Annotated in this window: 11 protein-coding genes; 3 read left to right on the plus strand and 8 right to left on the minus strand. The window is 65.6% G+C overall.

Features of this window, described 5'->3' with window-relative positions; translation table 11 throughout:
- Nucleotides 1–354: 354 nt before the first annotated feature.
- The 8 genes from ACVOKO_RS08400 to pyrE form a co-directional block, all read right to left on the minus strand.
- Nucleotides 355–1062 (minus strand): response regulator transcription factor, encoded by a 708-nt coding sequence (locus tag ACVOKO_RS08400; protein WP_346498480.1) that lies wholly within the window; start codon nt 1060–1062, stop codon nt 355–357.
- Nucleotides 1055–3715, minus strand: a complete 2661-nt coding sequence (locus ACVOKO_RS08405; protein ID WP_346498481.1) for an ATP-binding protein — start codon at nt 3713–3715, stop codon at nt 1055–1057. The genes ACVOKO_RS08400 and ACVOKO_RS08405 overlap by 8 nt, the downstream gene beginning before the upstream one ends.
- Nucleotides 3716–3751: 36 nt before the next feature.
- Nucleotides 3752–4360, minus strand: a complete 609-nt coding sequence (kdpC, locus tag ACVOKO_RS08410; RefSeq protein WP_346498482.1) for a potassium-transporting ATPase subunit KdpC — start codon at nt 4358–4360, stop codon at nt 3752–3754.
- A complete protein-coding gene (kdpB, locus tag ACVOKO_RS08415; RefSeq protein ID WP_346498483.1) occupies nt 4357–6453 on the minus strand; it encodes a potassium-transporting ATPase subunit KdpB in 2097 nt (698 codons plus the stop codon). Before kdpB ends, kdpC begins: the two co-directional genes overlap by 4 nt.
- Before the next feature lie 8 nt (nt 6454–6461).
- Nucleotides 6462–8180, minus strand: a complete 1719-nt coding sequence (kdpA, locus tag ACVOKO_RS08420; protein ID WP_346498484.1) for a potassium-transporting ATPase subunit KdpA — start codon at nt 8178–8180, stop codon at nt 6462–6464.
- Between the two features lie 11 nt (nt 8181–8191).
- On the minus strand, nt 8192–8284 hold the full coding sequence (locus ACVOKO_RS08425; protein WP_082746531.1) for a potassium-transporting ATPase subunit F: 93 nt from the start codon (nt 8282–8284) through the stop codon (nt 8192–8194).
- 853 nt (nt 8285–9137) lie between these two features.
- Nucleotides 9138–9806: a hypothetical protein gene (locus tag ACVOKO_RS08430; protein WP_346498490.1), complete on the minus strand. Its 669-nt coding sequence runs from the start codon at nt 9804–9806 to the stop codon at nt 9138–9140.
- A gap of 69 nt (nt 9807–9875) precedes the next feature.
- Complete coding sequence (gene pyrE, locus ACVOKO_RS08435; protein ID WP_346498485.1) at nt 9876–10535, minus strand: orotate phosphoribosyltransferase; 660 nt, start codon at nt 10533–10535, stop codon at nt 9876–9878.
- Nucleotides 10536–10733: 198 nt separating this feature from the next.
- On the opposite strand from pyrE, the gene ACVOKO_RS08440 reads away from it, so the two are divergent.
- From ACVOKO_RS08440 to ACVOKO_RS08450, 3 genes are all read left to right on the plus strand, one after another.
- A complete protein-coding gene (locus tag ACVOKO_RS08440; RefSeq protein WP_346498486.1) occupies nt 10734–11534 on the plus strand; it encodes an exodeoxyribonuclease III in 801 nt (266 codons plus the stop codon).
- Entirely contained in the window at nt 11531–13060 is a 1530-nt protein-coding gene (locus tag ACVOKO_RS08445) for an AmpG family muropeptide MFS transporter (RefSeq protein WP_346498487.1), read from the plus strand. Before ACVOKO_RS08440 ends, ACVOKO_RS08445 begins: the two co-directional genes overlap by 4 nt.
- Nucleotides 13061–13140: 80 nt before the next feature.
- A complete protein-coding gene (locus ACVOKO_RS08450) occupies nt 13141–13368 on the plus strand; it encodes a hypothetical protein (RefSeq protein WP_346498488.1) in 228 nt (75 codons plus the stop codon).
- The last annotated feature ends 271 nt before the right edge of the window (nt 13369–13639 follow it).

Genomic DNA, 13639 nt, shown 5'->3' on the forward strand with positions numbered 1-13639 from the left:
CTTTTTGCGGAGCGGGCGCTGCTGGGGTGGTTTGGATTGCTGCGAAAAGCACCCCTCCCCAACCCTCCCCTTGGCTGCGCCAAAGGGAGGGAGACAAGCGGCTGCGCTTCGACCCAGCAGGCCGCGCGCACTGCGCCCCCTCCCTTTGGCGTAGCCAAGGGGAGGGTTGGGGAGGGGTGCCGTTGCCCTTGCTGTCGCTTTCGCTTGTGGGAGCGGCGTAAGCCGCGAAGCTGACGCAGCCTCGGCGTTCAACAATCTGCAACCTCAGATCAACGGGTGTCTGTTGTTTGGATAGCTTCGCGGCTGACGCCGCTCCCACAACAACAACCACAACCCCAATTGCCCGGCGTCACTTCAAGTCCCACCAAACCGCAAACCAACCCCCGGCTCGGTGAACAGGTAACGCGATTCCAGTGCCGAATCGCCCAGCTTGTGCCGCAAGCGCCCCACCAGGATGCGTAGGTAGTGGGTGTCATGCCGGTGCGTTGGCCCCCAGATTTCCTGCAAGATCTGCGGCTGCGTCACCACCCTTCCGGCATTGCGCAGCAACAACGCCAATAGCGCATATTCCTTGCGCGTCAATGCAATCGCTTCATCATCCACGCGTACATCGCGGCGCGACAGGTCGATATGCAGGCGGCCGTCATCGAACACCGGCACCTGACCTTCGCTGTCGGTGCTGCGGCTGCGCAGCAAGGCACGCACGCGCGCCATCAATTCCTGGGTGCCGAATGGTTTGGTCACGTAGTCGTTGGCGCCGTTGTCCAAGGCGCGCACCTTCTCCGCTTCGCCGGCGCGCACGCTGAGCATGATCACCGGCACCTGGCTCCATTGCCGCAGTTCGGCCAACACCTCATGGCCCTCCATGTCGGGCAGGCCGATATCCAGCACCACCAGGTCGGCACCGTCCTCGGCCAGCCGCTGCAGGCCTTCGGCGCCATTGCTGGCCTGGCTGACCGCATAGCCTTGCGCACGCAGCGAGATATCCAGAAAGCGCCGGATCTGCACTTCGTCATCCACCACCAGCACGCGCGGCGGCGGAATGGCCGGCGCGTCAGCCATCGTCGCGCGGGCTCTCGGGATGCGGCTGGAGCAGGGGCAGGGTCATTCGTATCAGCGTACCGCGTCCGTCGCGCCCCGGCAGCGCTTCGACGCTGCCGCCGTGTGCGCCGATCATGCCCTGGCAGATGGTCAGGCCCAAGCCAGTACCTTGGCGGCCGCGGTCGCCGCGCTCCACGCTGTAGAACATGTCGAAGATGCGCGAGCGCTCGGCATCGGGAATGCCCGGGCCGGCGTCGATAACCTCGATGCGCAGCTCGTTGGCCTGCTGGCGTGCACGTACCTCCACCGGCACGCCGGGCGGCGAGAACTTGGCGGCGTTCTCCATCACGTTGAACACCGCCTGCTCGACCAAGGCCGGGTGTACCCAGATCGGCCCCAGTTCCGCTGGAATATCCAGCTGCAGGCGCACATCCGGTTGATAGCGCTGCAGGCGCCGCGCGGCCGAGCCGATCAGCTCGTCCACGCCGATCCAGTCACGGTTGAGCTTGAGCCCGTCGTGGCCAAGCCGGGTCATGTCCAGCAGGTTCTGGATGTAGCGGTCCAGCCGCTCGCCTTCGACCACGATGGTGTCGAGCAGGGCGCGGCGGTCGCTGGCGTCCATCGCATCGGCGTAGTTGGACAGGCTGTCGGCCGAACCGATCATCGCCGCCAACGGCGAGCGCAGGTCGTGCGACACCGAAGACAACAGCGCCGAGCGCAGGCGTTCGGTCTCGTTGTGCAGATGCGCGGTTTCAAGGTCGGCGACCAGCCGCGTGCGCAGGGCGGCTTGAGCGATGTCGTCAGCCATCGCCTGCACCAGCTGGCGCTGCTCCGGGGCAAGCCGTGGATGCTGATGATCAAAACGCAGGCCGGCCACGCCTATCGCCCGCGCGTCGCCATCCAGCAAGGGCAGGAACCACCAGCAGGCGCCGGCCAGCGTATCGGTGAAGCGGCCCGCCGGTTGCCCGTGGCGCAGTGCCCAATCGGCAGCGGCCAGGTCGGTGTCGCCAGGTGCAGCCGTGCCGCTGGTGCTGGTGTCACCGGCCAAGCGCACCCAGGCCGGCGCATCCAACGCCTGTTCCAGGGCAACGCGGCCGGCATGTGCGACCTGCGCGTTGTCGGTGGCACCGACCAGCTGCCGGCCCAGCGTCTGCCGCACATTGGCATGGCGATTGGCCGCACGCAGCGCCACCACCTGCATGCGCAGCCGCGATGCCAGCCGGCCGGCGACCAGCGCGGCGGCCAGGAACAGGAACACCGTGATCACGCCTTGCCGCGCGCCGATCGCAAAGGTGAAGCGTGGCGCGATGAAGAAGAAGTTGTAGGCCAGAAAGCACAGCGTCGCCGCCAGCACTGCCGCGCTCATCCGCGTGCGCGCAGCCACAAGCACCACGGCGACGATGAACACCATCGCCAGGTCGCTCAGCCCTATCCAGCGCTCACCCAGCCACGCGGCCAGGCAGGCAATCGCGGTGGCCAGCACGGCGGTGGTTGCGTCCTTGCCCCAGCTGTCCGGCGCGAGCGAGAGCCCAAAGCGGCGCGCATTGGCGCGTGCCTGCGGGGTGCTGATGATGGTGATTTCGTAGTGCGCGCCGCGTTGTATCAACTGCTGGGTCAGGGTCTGGTTGAACAGCCGCGCCAACGGCCGCTCGCGGGTGCGGCCCAGCAGCAGCGAGGACACCGCGTTGTGCGCGGCATAGTCGAGCAGCGCATCGGCGATGCCTGGCCCGTGCAGCAGTTCGGCATCGCCGCCGAGCCGTCGTGCCAACGCGAACGCATCATCGATCTCGCGGCGGGTGGCCTCGTCGTAGCGGCGATGCTGCACGGTCACCACCGTCCACGGCGCATCGCGGCGCTCGGCAATGCGCCGCGCCACCCGCACCAGGTATTCGCTCTGGCCGCTGCCATCGATGGCGACCACCACCCGCCGCCGCAGCGGCAGATTGCTTTCGCCGCGCGCTGCGCGGGTCTCGCGCAGGCTGCTGTCGACGCGGTCGGCGGCTTCCTGCATTGCCAGTTCGCGCAGTGCGGTGAGGTTGGCCGGCGAAAAGAATGCCTGCAGCGCCTGCGCCGCCTGTTCGGGCACGTAGACCTTGCCTTGCTGCAGGCGTTCGATCAGCTCGCGCGGTGGCAGGTCGACCAGCACGATGTCGTGCAGGCGGTCGAACACCACATCCGGCACGGTCTCGCTGACGCGCACGCCGGTGATGCGCATCACCACATCGTTGAGGCTTTCCAGGTGCTGGATGTTGATCGTGGTCCAGACGTCGATGCCGGCGTCGAGCAGTTCCATCACGTCCTGCCAGCGCCGCTCATGGCGGCTACCGGGAGCATTGCGATGGGCCAGCTCATCGACCAGCACCAATGCCGGCTTGCGTGCCAGCACCGCGTCCAGATCCATCTCCTGCAGCTGGTGGCCGTGGTACGCCAGCGCGCACATTGCAATGCGCGGCAGGCCGTCGAGCAGGGCGGCGGTATCGCTGCGGCCATGGGTTTCAACCACGGCCGCCATTACATCCACGCCGCGCCGCAGTTGTTCCTGCGCGCGGGTGAGCATGCTGAAGGTCTTGCCCACGCCCGGCGCGGCGCCGAGGAAGACGGTCAGTTTGCCGCCGGCGTCGCGTTGCAGGGCGCCCGCAAGGGCATCGGCCTGGCGGCTACGGGAGTCGTTCATGGCCGCGATTGTGCGCCGTTGCGGGTGCGGGCTGCATCAGGGCGCATGCGCGGCCTGATCCAGCGCACGGTTGAGCGCGATGACGTTGATACGCGGCTGGCCGAACACGCCCCATTGGCGGTCCTCTGTTTGTGCATCCACCAGCGCCTGCACGCGGGCCTCGGGCCAGCCGCGCGCTGCCGCCACGCGTTGTATCTGCACCTGCACCGCAGCTGGCGACAGCTCCGGGTCCAAGCCACTGGCCGACTGCGTGACCAGATCGCCCGGCACTGTGGCCGGATCGATCTTCTCGCGCGCGGCAACGGCAGCAGTGGCTTCGCTCACGCGCTTGACCAGGTCCGGATTGCTGCGCGCCATATTGCTGCCGGCTGCGGCCATGGGGTCGTAGTTGGCGGCCGAAGGACGGGTCTGGAAATAGCCGTCGCCAGCAAAGGGCTGTGCCAGATACAGCGAGCCACGCACCTGTCCAACGGCATCGCGGATCAGGCTGCCATCGGCCTGCGCCGGAAACAGCGCACCGGAGAGGCAGGTTGCCAGCACCGCATAGACCAGACCGGTGCCGAACAGACCGAACAGTGACAGGCCAATAGCCGGCCGCCACAACGGGTTGCCGGAACGACGGGAAGAAGCGATTGAAGTGTTCATGCGCCAAATACCAGAGCAAGAAGGAAGTCGATGGCCTTGATGGCCGCAAACGGCAGCAGCACGCCGCCCAGTCCGTACACCAGCATGTTCCGCCGCAGCAGCGCGGTGGCGGTGGCCGGACGGAAGCGCACACCGCGCAGGGCCAGCGGGATCAGCGCCGGGATCACCAATGCGTTGAAGATCAGCGCCGCCAGCACCGCATTGCGCGGGCTCGACAGCTGCATCACGTTCAAGGCCGCCATCGACGGGATGCTGGCGGCAAACAGCGCCGGCAGGATGGCGAAGTATTTGGACACGTCATTGGCCAGCGAGAAGGTGGTCAGCGCGCCACGGGTGATCAGCTGCTGCTTGCCCACTTCCACCACCGCCAGCAGCTTGGCCGGGTCCGAATCCAGATCGACCATGTTGCCGGCCTCTTTGGCCGCCTGCGTACCGGAGTTCATCGCCAGACCAATATCGGCCTGGGCTAGTGCGGGCGCGTCGTTGGTGCCGTCGCCGACCATCGCCACCAGGCGGCCACCGGCCTGCTCGGCGCGGATGCGTGCCAGCTTGTCCTCGGGCCGCGCCTGCGCGATGTAGTCATCGACGCCGGCTTCGGCGGCAATGGCGGCAGCGGTGAGCGGGTTGTCGCCGGTGATCATCACCGTGCGGATGCCCATTGCCCGCAGCTGGGCGAACTTCTCGCGCATACCGTGCTTGACCACGTCGGCCAGCTCCACCACGCCGAGCACATGCCGGCCTTCGCTGACCACCAGCGGCGTGGCACCACCACGGGCAACCTGATCCACCCGCGCCTGCAACTCGTTCGGTACCGTGCCACCCAGCGCCAGCACATGCGCGGTGATGGCATCGGCAGCGCCTTTGCGGATGCTGCGGCCGTTGTCGAGGTCGACGCCGGACATGCGGGTTTGCGCGGTGAACGCCAGGAAATTTGGAACGCCGTACATGGATGTGCGGGCTTTTGCGGAGGGATCCGCATCAACGTGGTCGGGTTCGGCGGTGGTGCAACCCTGCTCGCGGGCCAGACGCACGATGGATTTACCTTCCGGCGTCGGGTCGGCCATTGAGGACAGCAGCGATGCCTCACGCAGCTGCGCAGCATCGATGCCGGCCAGCGGATGGAAGTGCGTGGCCTGACGGTCGCCGTAGGTGATGGTGCCGGTCTTGTCGAGCAGCAGCACATCCACGTCGCCGGCCACTTCCACTGCCTTGCCGGATTTGGCCAGCACATTGGCCGACAGCGCACGGTTCATGCCGGCGATGCCGATGGCCGGCAGCAGGCCACCGATGGTGGTCGGGATCAGGCATGCCAGCAGTGCGATCAGCAGCAGCGGGTCAACGCTGACGCCGACGAAGCCCGCAATCGCCGGCAGCGTTGCCACCACCACCAGAAAGGTCAGCGACATCGCCGCCAGCAGCAAAGTGAGCGCGATCTCGTTCGGCGTCTTCTGCCGGTTGGCGCCCTCGACCAGCGCGATCATGCGGTCGAGGAAGCTGTGGCCCGGTTCGGCACTGACCCGCACCACGATCTCGTCGGACAGCACCTTGGTGCCACCGATCACGCCGGAGCGATCGGTATCGGCCTCGCGCAGTACCGGTGCCGATTCGCCGGTGACGGCAGCTTCGTTGATGGTGGCAAGGCCGCGCACGATTTCGCCATCGGCTGGCACGAACTCACCGGCGCTGACAATTACATGGTCGCCTGGGCGCAGCTCGGCCGCCGGAACACGGTTTTCGGCAGCACCCTGCAACGGCGTGGCGACACGCCGCGCGACAAGGTCCTGACGTGCACGGCGCAGCGACGCGGCCTGGCCACGGCCACGTGCCTCGGCCACGGCTTCGGCGAAATTGCCGAACAACACCGTCACCAGCAGGATCGCGGTGACGGCCAGGCCGAAGCCCAGCGGCGCGTTGCCGCTGAGGGTGACGATCAGCGCCAGCACGGTGCCGGCCATCACCACCGCCATCACCGGGTTGTGCAGCAGATGCAACGGCGACAGCTTGCGTACCGAGTCGATCAGCGCACGGCGCAGGCCGGCCGCATCAAGCAGGGCGGGGCGGCGCGATGCCGCAGGAGAAGCGGAGCGGTTCATGGGGGCGTTCACGGTGAGGGGGCTCCCTGCAGGGCCAGCAGGCTCAGGTGTTCGGCCACCGGGCCAAGCACCAGCGCTGGCAGGAACTGCAGCACGGTAAGGACGATGACCACGCAGATGAGCGTCAGTGCGAAGGTCGGGGTTTCAATCTGCAGGCTGCCGGCGCTTTGCGGCACCTGCCGCTTGGCCGCCAGCTGTGTGGCGATGATCAGCGGGATGATCAGGATCGGGAATCGGCCCAAGGCCAACACCAGCGCACAGCTCAGGTTCCACCACACGGTGTTGTCGGCCAGCCCTTCAAAGCCGGAGCCGTTGTTGGCATAGGCCGAGGTGAACTCGTAGAACACCTGGCTGATGCCGTGGAAGCCGGGATTCGACGTGCCGGCCAGACCGGGCACGGCCAAGGTCAGTGCGGTCAGCCCGAGCAGGGTGATCGGCTGCAGCAGCACCAGTACCGCGAGCAGGCGCACCTGTGGCGTTTCCAGTTTGCGGCCGAGCAGCTCGGGCGTGCGCCCGGTCATCAGACCGGCCAGGAACACCGCCATCATCAGATAGACCAGGAACTGCTGGATGCCGCAGCCAATGCCGCCCCAGATCGCGCTGATCAGCATGTTGACCAGCGGCACCAGTCCGCCGAGCGGGCTCAGCGAATCATGCATGCCATTGACCGAGCCGTTCTGCACCTGGGTGGTGATGGTCGACCACAAGGCCGTGCCATCGGCACCAAAGCGGGCCTCCTTGCCTTCCATCAACAGGCCGCTGGCGGCGCTGGCGCTATGGCCTTCCAGCCACAGGCTGGCGGAAGTGGAGAGCACCGACATGGTCAGCATGCAGCCGAACACCAGCGCGCCGAACCGCCGCCGGCCGGTGAAGCTGCCGAGCATGCAGATAGTGGCCATCGGAATGAGCAGGATGCCGATCAGCTCCAGCGCGTTGGACAGCGGGGTCGGGTTTTCCAGCGGGAAGCTGCTGTTCGGGCCATACCAGCCGCCGCCATTGGCGCCGAGCTGCTTGGCCGCGACCATTGCTGCGACCGGGCCGAGCGGGATCTTCTGCGTTTCCATGCCGGCACTGGCGTCGATCGGCGTGGCCTGCGGCCCAGCGGCCAGTGTGGAAGGTACGCCCTGCCAGTTCAGCAGCAGCGTCCAAACCAGGCATAGCGGCAGCAGGAAGCGCAGGCACAGGCGCACCACGTCGGCGTAGTAGTTGCCGACGGTGACGTGCACCGGCGCGTTGCTGTTGTCGCTTGTCGCCGGCTTCATGAACAAGGCGCGCAGCGTGGCCACTGCAAGAGCCAGGCCCATCATCGGGGTGATCACCTGCAGGCCGGTGATACCGGTCATCTGCGACAAGTAGGACAGCTGTGCCTGGCCGCTGTAATGCTGCTGGTTGGTGTTGGTCAGGAACGAGACCATGGTGTGGAACGCGGTATCCCAACGCATGTTGGGGATGTTGTCCGGGTTCAACGGCAGCCAGGCCTGGGTCATGAACACCGTCTGGGTCAGTATCGCCAGGACCAGGTTGCTGATCAGGAAGGCGAGCACATAGCCGCGCCAGGACATGGAGTGGTTGGGGTCGACCCCGAGCACGCGGTACAGCGGTTTTTCGATCCAGTGGAAGAGGATGTCGATACGCATCGGCGTACCGCGCATCAGCCGCGCGAGGTACAGGCCCAGCGGCCAGGCCAGCGCAAGGCTGGCCAGAATGATGATGATGGCTTCGATCACGATGGCGCTCCTCAGAACGAATCGGGTCGAAGGACCGCGTACAGCAGATAGGCAGCGGCGATCAGCACCACTACGCCGCACAACAGAGCAAGCCAGCCAGGCATGGAAACCTCGAATTACGATCAGCACGTAGCCGCAGCTGCCAGCACGCGCGTTGGTGGACGGGCGGGGCGACAGGCCGCAAAGGAAGGCAGTTCTGATCACCCCGATCAGAGCGCTATCGTCCGCCTGGGGGGCGTAAACGATCGACGCTGCAGAGCGGGGGCTGGCGTAAAAGGCGCGTAAAAAGTGGGGTTTGGGGGGCTTGGGGTGTGGGGGTAGATGCGGAAGCAAAGCCAAAGCCAAAGCCAAAGCCAAAGCCCCCTCATCCGCCCCTTCGGGGCACCTTCCCCCAAAAAGGGGGCTGCAGTCCCGCACGCGGGAGAAGGGAAACGGTTCATGGCTTGCGGCAAGTCCGCTGCAGCCTGCGGATCTGCCGCGACTCGGGCACTCCAAGCCGTAGGAAGCGACTCGCAGACCCGGAGCCACTCGCGGACTCAGCGCCGTAGGGAGCTACTTGCAGCTCCGGAACCACTCGCGGACTCAACGTCGCAGGGAGCCACTTCAGATCCGGAGTCACACCCGGACTCAACGCCTCAGGAAGCCACCCGCAGAGCCGGAACCACACGCAGACTCAATGCCGCAGGGAGCTACTCGCAGACCCGGAACCACGCGCAGACTCACCGCCGCAGGGAGCCACTTCAGATCCGGAGCCACACGCGGACTAAATGCCTCAGGAACCCACTCGTAGACCCGGAACCACTCGCGAACTCAACGCCGCAGGAAGCCATTCCCTTCTCCCGTTTACGGGAGAAGGTGCCCCGAAGGGGCGGATGAGGGGGAGCTCTTGACTGAAAGCCCCAAAACAAAAAAGCGGCCCGAAGGCCGCTCCCATACTTCAATCCAACACCAATCGGCTCAGCCCTTGGCAGGCACAACCGCAGCAGGCGCCGGTGCAGCAGCCGACGCGGCGCTGGAAGCATCCACCGGTGCAGCAATGCCCTTGAGCTCGCGATACCGTGCCAGGCTCTCGGCGATTTCAACATCCATCGCCTGCCGCTGCTGCTCGAACGCAGACTGCAGACGCAGCTGCGCCAGCAGTTCATTGTGACGCTGGCGGATTTCAGTGGCCTGCTTGTCGGCCACCTTCTGCCCGGCCAGTTCCTTGTTGCCGGCGGCAGTGAGCTGGGCGGCCAGCGCGCTGCGCAGGCTGGTCACGTTGAACACTGCGGTCTTGATGTTGTTGTCGACAATCGCGGTGCGCTCATTGAACACACGGCGCAGATCGTCTTCGGTGGCGTAGGTGGACAACATCGCCTGTTCGGTACGCTTGCGCGTGTCCGCCGCCGCTGCGTCCACTTCCTGTTGGGCCTGTGCCAAGGCAGCGTCGGCTCGTTCTTCGGCGGTTAGCGCGCGCTGCACCTCGGCACCGCGCGTTCCACTGCGCGCACTGAACTCCTGGCGCGCGCTGTTCACCGCTTCCGGCGGCAGCGTGTCCGAACAGATGCGCTTGCCGCCTTCATCCCAGCAATACAGCTTCTTGCCGGTGTCGGCGGGCTTGTTCTGGGCAAGCGCCGGGGCTGCCAGTGCGGCCAGCACCAGCAACAACGTTGCCGCTTTCTTCGTCGGATTTGGCACCTTGGCAGCCCCCTGCTATCAGCCTGTCGGATTGCTCCCGTAGCGGCCACGGTAGGCCAGCAACGGTTCGCGATAGCCGACAAGTTCCGGGTTCCCGGAGGCGAATGCAAGCAGATCGGCCAGATTGGCCACCGCAATCACCGGAATACCGGTTTCGGCAGCCACGGCCTGCGCGGCTGAACGCGGGTCGGTCTCCGAGGCGATTTCCTGGCGGTCCAGTGCCACCACGATGCCGGCGGGAATGCCATTGGCTTCGCGGATGATGGCCAGCGCCTCGCGGATGGCGGTACCGGCGGTGATCACGTCATCGACGATCAGGATGCGCTTGCCGGCCATGTCGGCGCCGATCAGGGTGCCGCCTTCGCCGTGGTCCTTGGCTTCCTTGCGGTTGAAGGTCAACGGCAGGTTGCGGCCGCGGTGCGAGAACTCGCAGGCGATGGCGGTGGCCAGCGGGATGCCCTTGTAGGCCGGGCCAAACAGCTGGTCATAGGCAATGCCGGCGGCATCGATGGCGTCGGCATAGCAGTTGCCCAGCTGGGCCAGGGCCAGACCGGTGTCAAAACGGCCGGCGTTGAAGAAATACGGGCTCACCCGGCCGGACTTGAGGGTGAACTGGCCAAAACGCAGCGCGTCGGCATTCAACGCCAGCTGCAGGAAACGGGAACGATGGTCACTCATGTAAATACGCATTCTTGTCGTCTATTGAGGGTCCTAGGGTAAAGCATGCCCCTTGCAAATGCTGCGTTGCGGGCGCTCCCGCCGGCTGAAGCCCGGGCCCGGCTCACTGTCAGGGGAAAGCACCGGCCCAGTGTGTCGACCGCCCTGGTCCGGGCGGTATGCTGTGCCGGTCTTGAGCTTTCCCAACAGCGGTCCTTCATGCGTATTACCAGCTTCAATGCCAACGGCATCCGTTCGGCCACCACCAAGGGCTTCAACGAGTGGTTCCTGGGCCAGCAGGCCGACGTGCTCTGCATTCAGGAAACCAAAGCGCAGGAGTCGCAGCTGACCGATGCGCTGTTCCGCCCGGACGGCCACCACTGTTTCTACCGCGATGCGATCACCAAGAAGGGCTACAGCGGCGTAGGCATCTGGAGCCGCCGCGAGCCGGACGAAGTACGCACCGCGCTGGGTTGGGCACCGTTCGACGATGAAGGCCGCTACATCGAGGCGCGTTTCGGCAACCTCAGCGTGGTGTCGTTCTATATCCCGTCCGGTTCCTCGGGCGAGCTGCGGCAGGGCTTCAAATACGAGGTGATGGAGTGGCTGAAGCCGATCCTGGACGAATGGCTGGCCAGCGGCCGTGACTACGTGCTGTGCGGCGACTGGAACATCGTGCGCAGCGCGCTGGACATCAAGAACTGGAAATCCAACCAGAAAAACTCCGGCTGCATGCCGCAGGAACGCGACTGGATGAACGGTTTCTGCGCCGACCAGGCCGAGCTGACCGATGCGGCCAACGGCCGTGGCTGGGTAGACGCCTACCGCGCGCTGCACCCGGAAGGCCAGGACTACACCTGGTGGAGCAACCGTGGCGCGGCCCGCGCCAACAACGTGGGTTGGCGCATCGATTACCAGTTCGTCACCCCGGGCCTTCGCGAACGCCTGCGCAGCAGCTCGATCTACACCGGCCAGCGCTTCTCCGACCACGCCCCGTTCACTGTGGACTATGACCTGTGAGTGAGGCGGTAGTGGAGGCTCCGCCGGCTGGGCTGCAACGCCTGCGCCGGCTGTTCGTGATCCTGTTGCTTGGTTTTGCCTCCGGCCTGCCCTTGGCACTGACTGGCGGTGCGATGCAGGCTTGGCTGACCGTGGACGGGCTCGACCTGGTCACGCTCGGCTTCCTGTCGCTGATCGGCATTCCGTACACCTTCAAGTTCCTTTGGGCGCCGTTGATCGATCGCTTCGACCTGCCGGTGCTTGGGCGCAGGCGCGGCTGGATCGTGTTGATGCTGTTCGCGTTGGGCGCGGCGCTGACACTGATGAGTACCTTGTCGCCTTCTCGCAACTTGGCGCTGTTTGCGTCCGTGGCGGTGCTGGTGGCCTGTTTATCAGCCACGCTGGATGTGGTGATCGATGCCTACCGCACCGATCTGCTGGCACCGGCCGAGCGCGGCCTGGGCGGGTCGTTGACGGTGCTCGGCTACCGGCTGGCGATGGTGCTGTCCGGTGGCATTACCCTGATCTGGGCCGAGCAATGGCAAAGCTGGCCGCAGGTGTATCGGGTCATGGCGGGGCTGTCGGTAGCGGTCGGCGTGCTGGCGTTGTTGCTGATGCCGAAGCTCCCAGAGCGCTTCAAGGCTCCTGTTTCCAAAGCCGGCGGCGAACTGCGTGGCTTTCTGGCGCTGGTCGCCGGAGTGGCGCTGGGCGCCTGGTTGGCGCATCAGGCACTGGTGCTGATTGGACTGGATCCGGACAGTACCGATCGCTGGGTGCGGCTGGTGTTTGTGGTCACCCAGATCGCCGCCGCCATGTTGTTGGGGCTGGGTGTCACCCGCTGGGTGCGCTTCGAAACCCTCAATGCCTCACTGCGCAGCTATTTCAGCATGCGAGGGGCCGGGGCATTCCTGGCGCTGGTGGTGCTGTACAAGGTGGGCGATGCATTCGCATTGAGCCTGTCCACGCCGTTCCTGCTCAAAGGCATGGGTTTCAGCCAGGCTGAAGTGGGGCTGGCCAACAAGACCATTGGTTTGCTGATGACGATTGTTGGCGCCATCGTCGGTGGGTTCTTCCTGTTGCGGCTGCGCCTGTCGACCGCGGTGATCGGGTTCGGTGTGCTGCAGCTGGTATCCAATCTTGGCTTCTACCTGCTGGCGCGGGAAGGGGCAGGAGCCTGGGGCACGGTGCAGGTGCCTGCGTTCAACCTGCTGATCGTCCATCTGGATCACCCCACCCCGATGGATGGCCTGCTGCTGTTTGCGCTGAGCCTGGACAATTTCGCCGGTGGCATGGGCACGGCGGCGTTTGTCGCGCTGCTCAGCGGCCTGTGTGGCACACGCTTCTCGGCTACCCATTACGCCTTGCTATCGGCATTCGCCACACTCGGGCGGGTATTTGTCGGTCCGTTTGCGGGTGTGCTGGCCGATGCCTATGGCTGGCAGATCTTCTTCCTGGTTTCAGTGGTGGTGGGCCTGCCTGGGTTGCTGATGGCGTGGTGGCTGCGGCGCGAGGTTGATGCCACTACCCAGCTCTCCCACACCGGTTGATCGGTCGCATGGATTGAATCCCCGGATGGTGTCGTTGATGATGCCGTCGGGGGATCCACCGACAACGCGGTGTGGTCGACATGACTGATGTAACTCTGCGGGATATCGACCCGCTGCTGATGGAGCGCATCCGCCGCCTGTCGGTGGCGCGTGGCTGGACCCGCGAAGAAACCTGCCTGGCGTTGCTGGAGCAAGGTTTGTTTGCCAGCGAGCAACACGTGCGCGGCGGCTTCGAGAGCCCTGAAGTGGACGTTCTGTCTGAGGCCATCAAGGCCCTGCAGGCAATGCCCGCCGGCAGCGACATCTAACCCCGTAGTGCCGAGCCACGCTCGGCAGGGGCCTTCCCAACAAAGCCAGCCCTGTAGTGCCGAACCATGCTCGGCAGGGGCATTCCCGACAAAGCCAACCCTGTAGTGCCGAGCCACGCTCGGCAGGGGCATTCCCGACAAAGCCAGCCCCGTAGTGCCGAGCCATGCTCGGCATGGGCATTCCCAACAAAGCCAGCCCTGTAGTGCCGAGCCATGCTCGGCAGGGGCATTCCCGACAAAGCTGACCCTGTAATGCCGAGCCATGCTCGGC

The sequence above is a fragment of the Stenotrophomonas sp. STEN240 genome, from assembly GCF_056756175.1.

Bases quoted from the DNA above. Each gene is read 5' to 3' on its own strand.
- ACVOKO_RS08400 (WP_346498480.1), bottom strand. From the start codon at position 1,062: ATGGCTGACGCGCCGGCCATTCCGCCGCCGCGCGTGCTGGTGGTGGAT.
- ACVOKO_RS08405 (WP_346498481.1), bottom strand. From the start codon at position 3,715: ATGAACGACTCCCGTAGCCGCCAGGCCGATGCCCTTGCGGGCGCCCTG.
- kdpC (WP_346498482.1), bottom strand. From the start codon at position 4,360: ATGAACACTTCAATCGCTTCTTCCCGTCGTTCCGGCAACCCGTTGTGG.
- ACVOKO_RS08450 (WP_346498488.1), top strand. From the start codon at position 13,141: ATGACTGATGTAACTCTGCGGGATATCGACCCGCTGCTGATGGAGCGC.
- kdpB (WP_346498483.1), bottom strand. From the start codon at position 6,453: ATGAACCGCTCCGCTTCTCCTGCGGCATCGCGCCGCCCCGCCCTGCTT.
- ACVOKO_RS08440 (WP_346498486.1), top strand. From the start codon at position 10,734: ATGCGTATTACCAGCTTCAATGCCAACGGCATCCGTTCGGCCACCACC.
- pyrE (WP_346498485.1), bottom strand. From the start codon at position 10,535: ATGAGTGACCATCGTTCCCGTTTCCTGCAGCTGGCGTTGAATGCCGAC.
- ACVOKO_RS08425 (WP_082746531.1), bottom strand. From the start codon at position 8,284: ATGCCTGGCTGGCTTGCTCTGTTGTGCGGCGTAGTGGTGCTGATCGCC.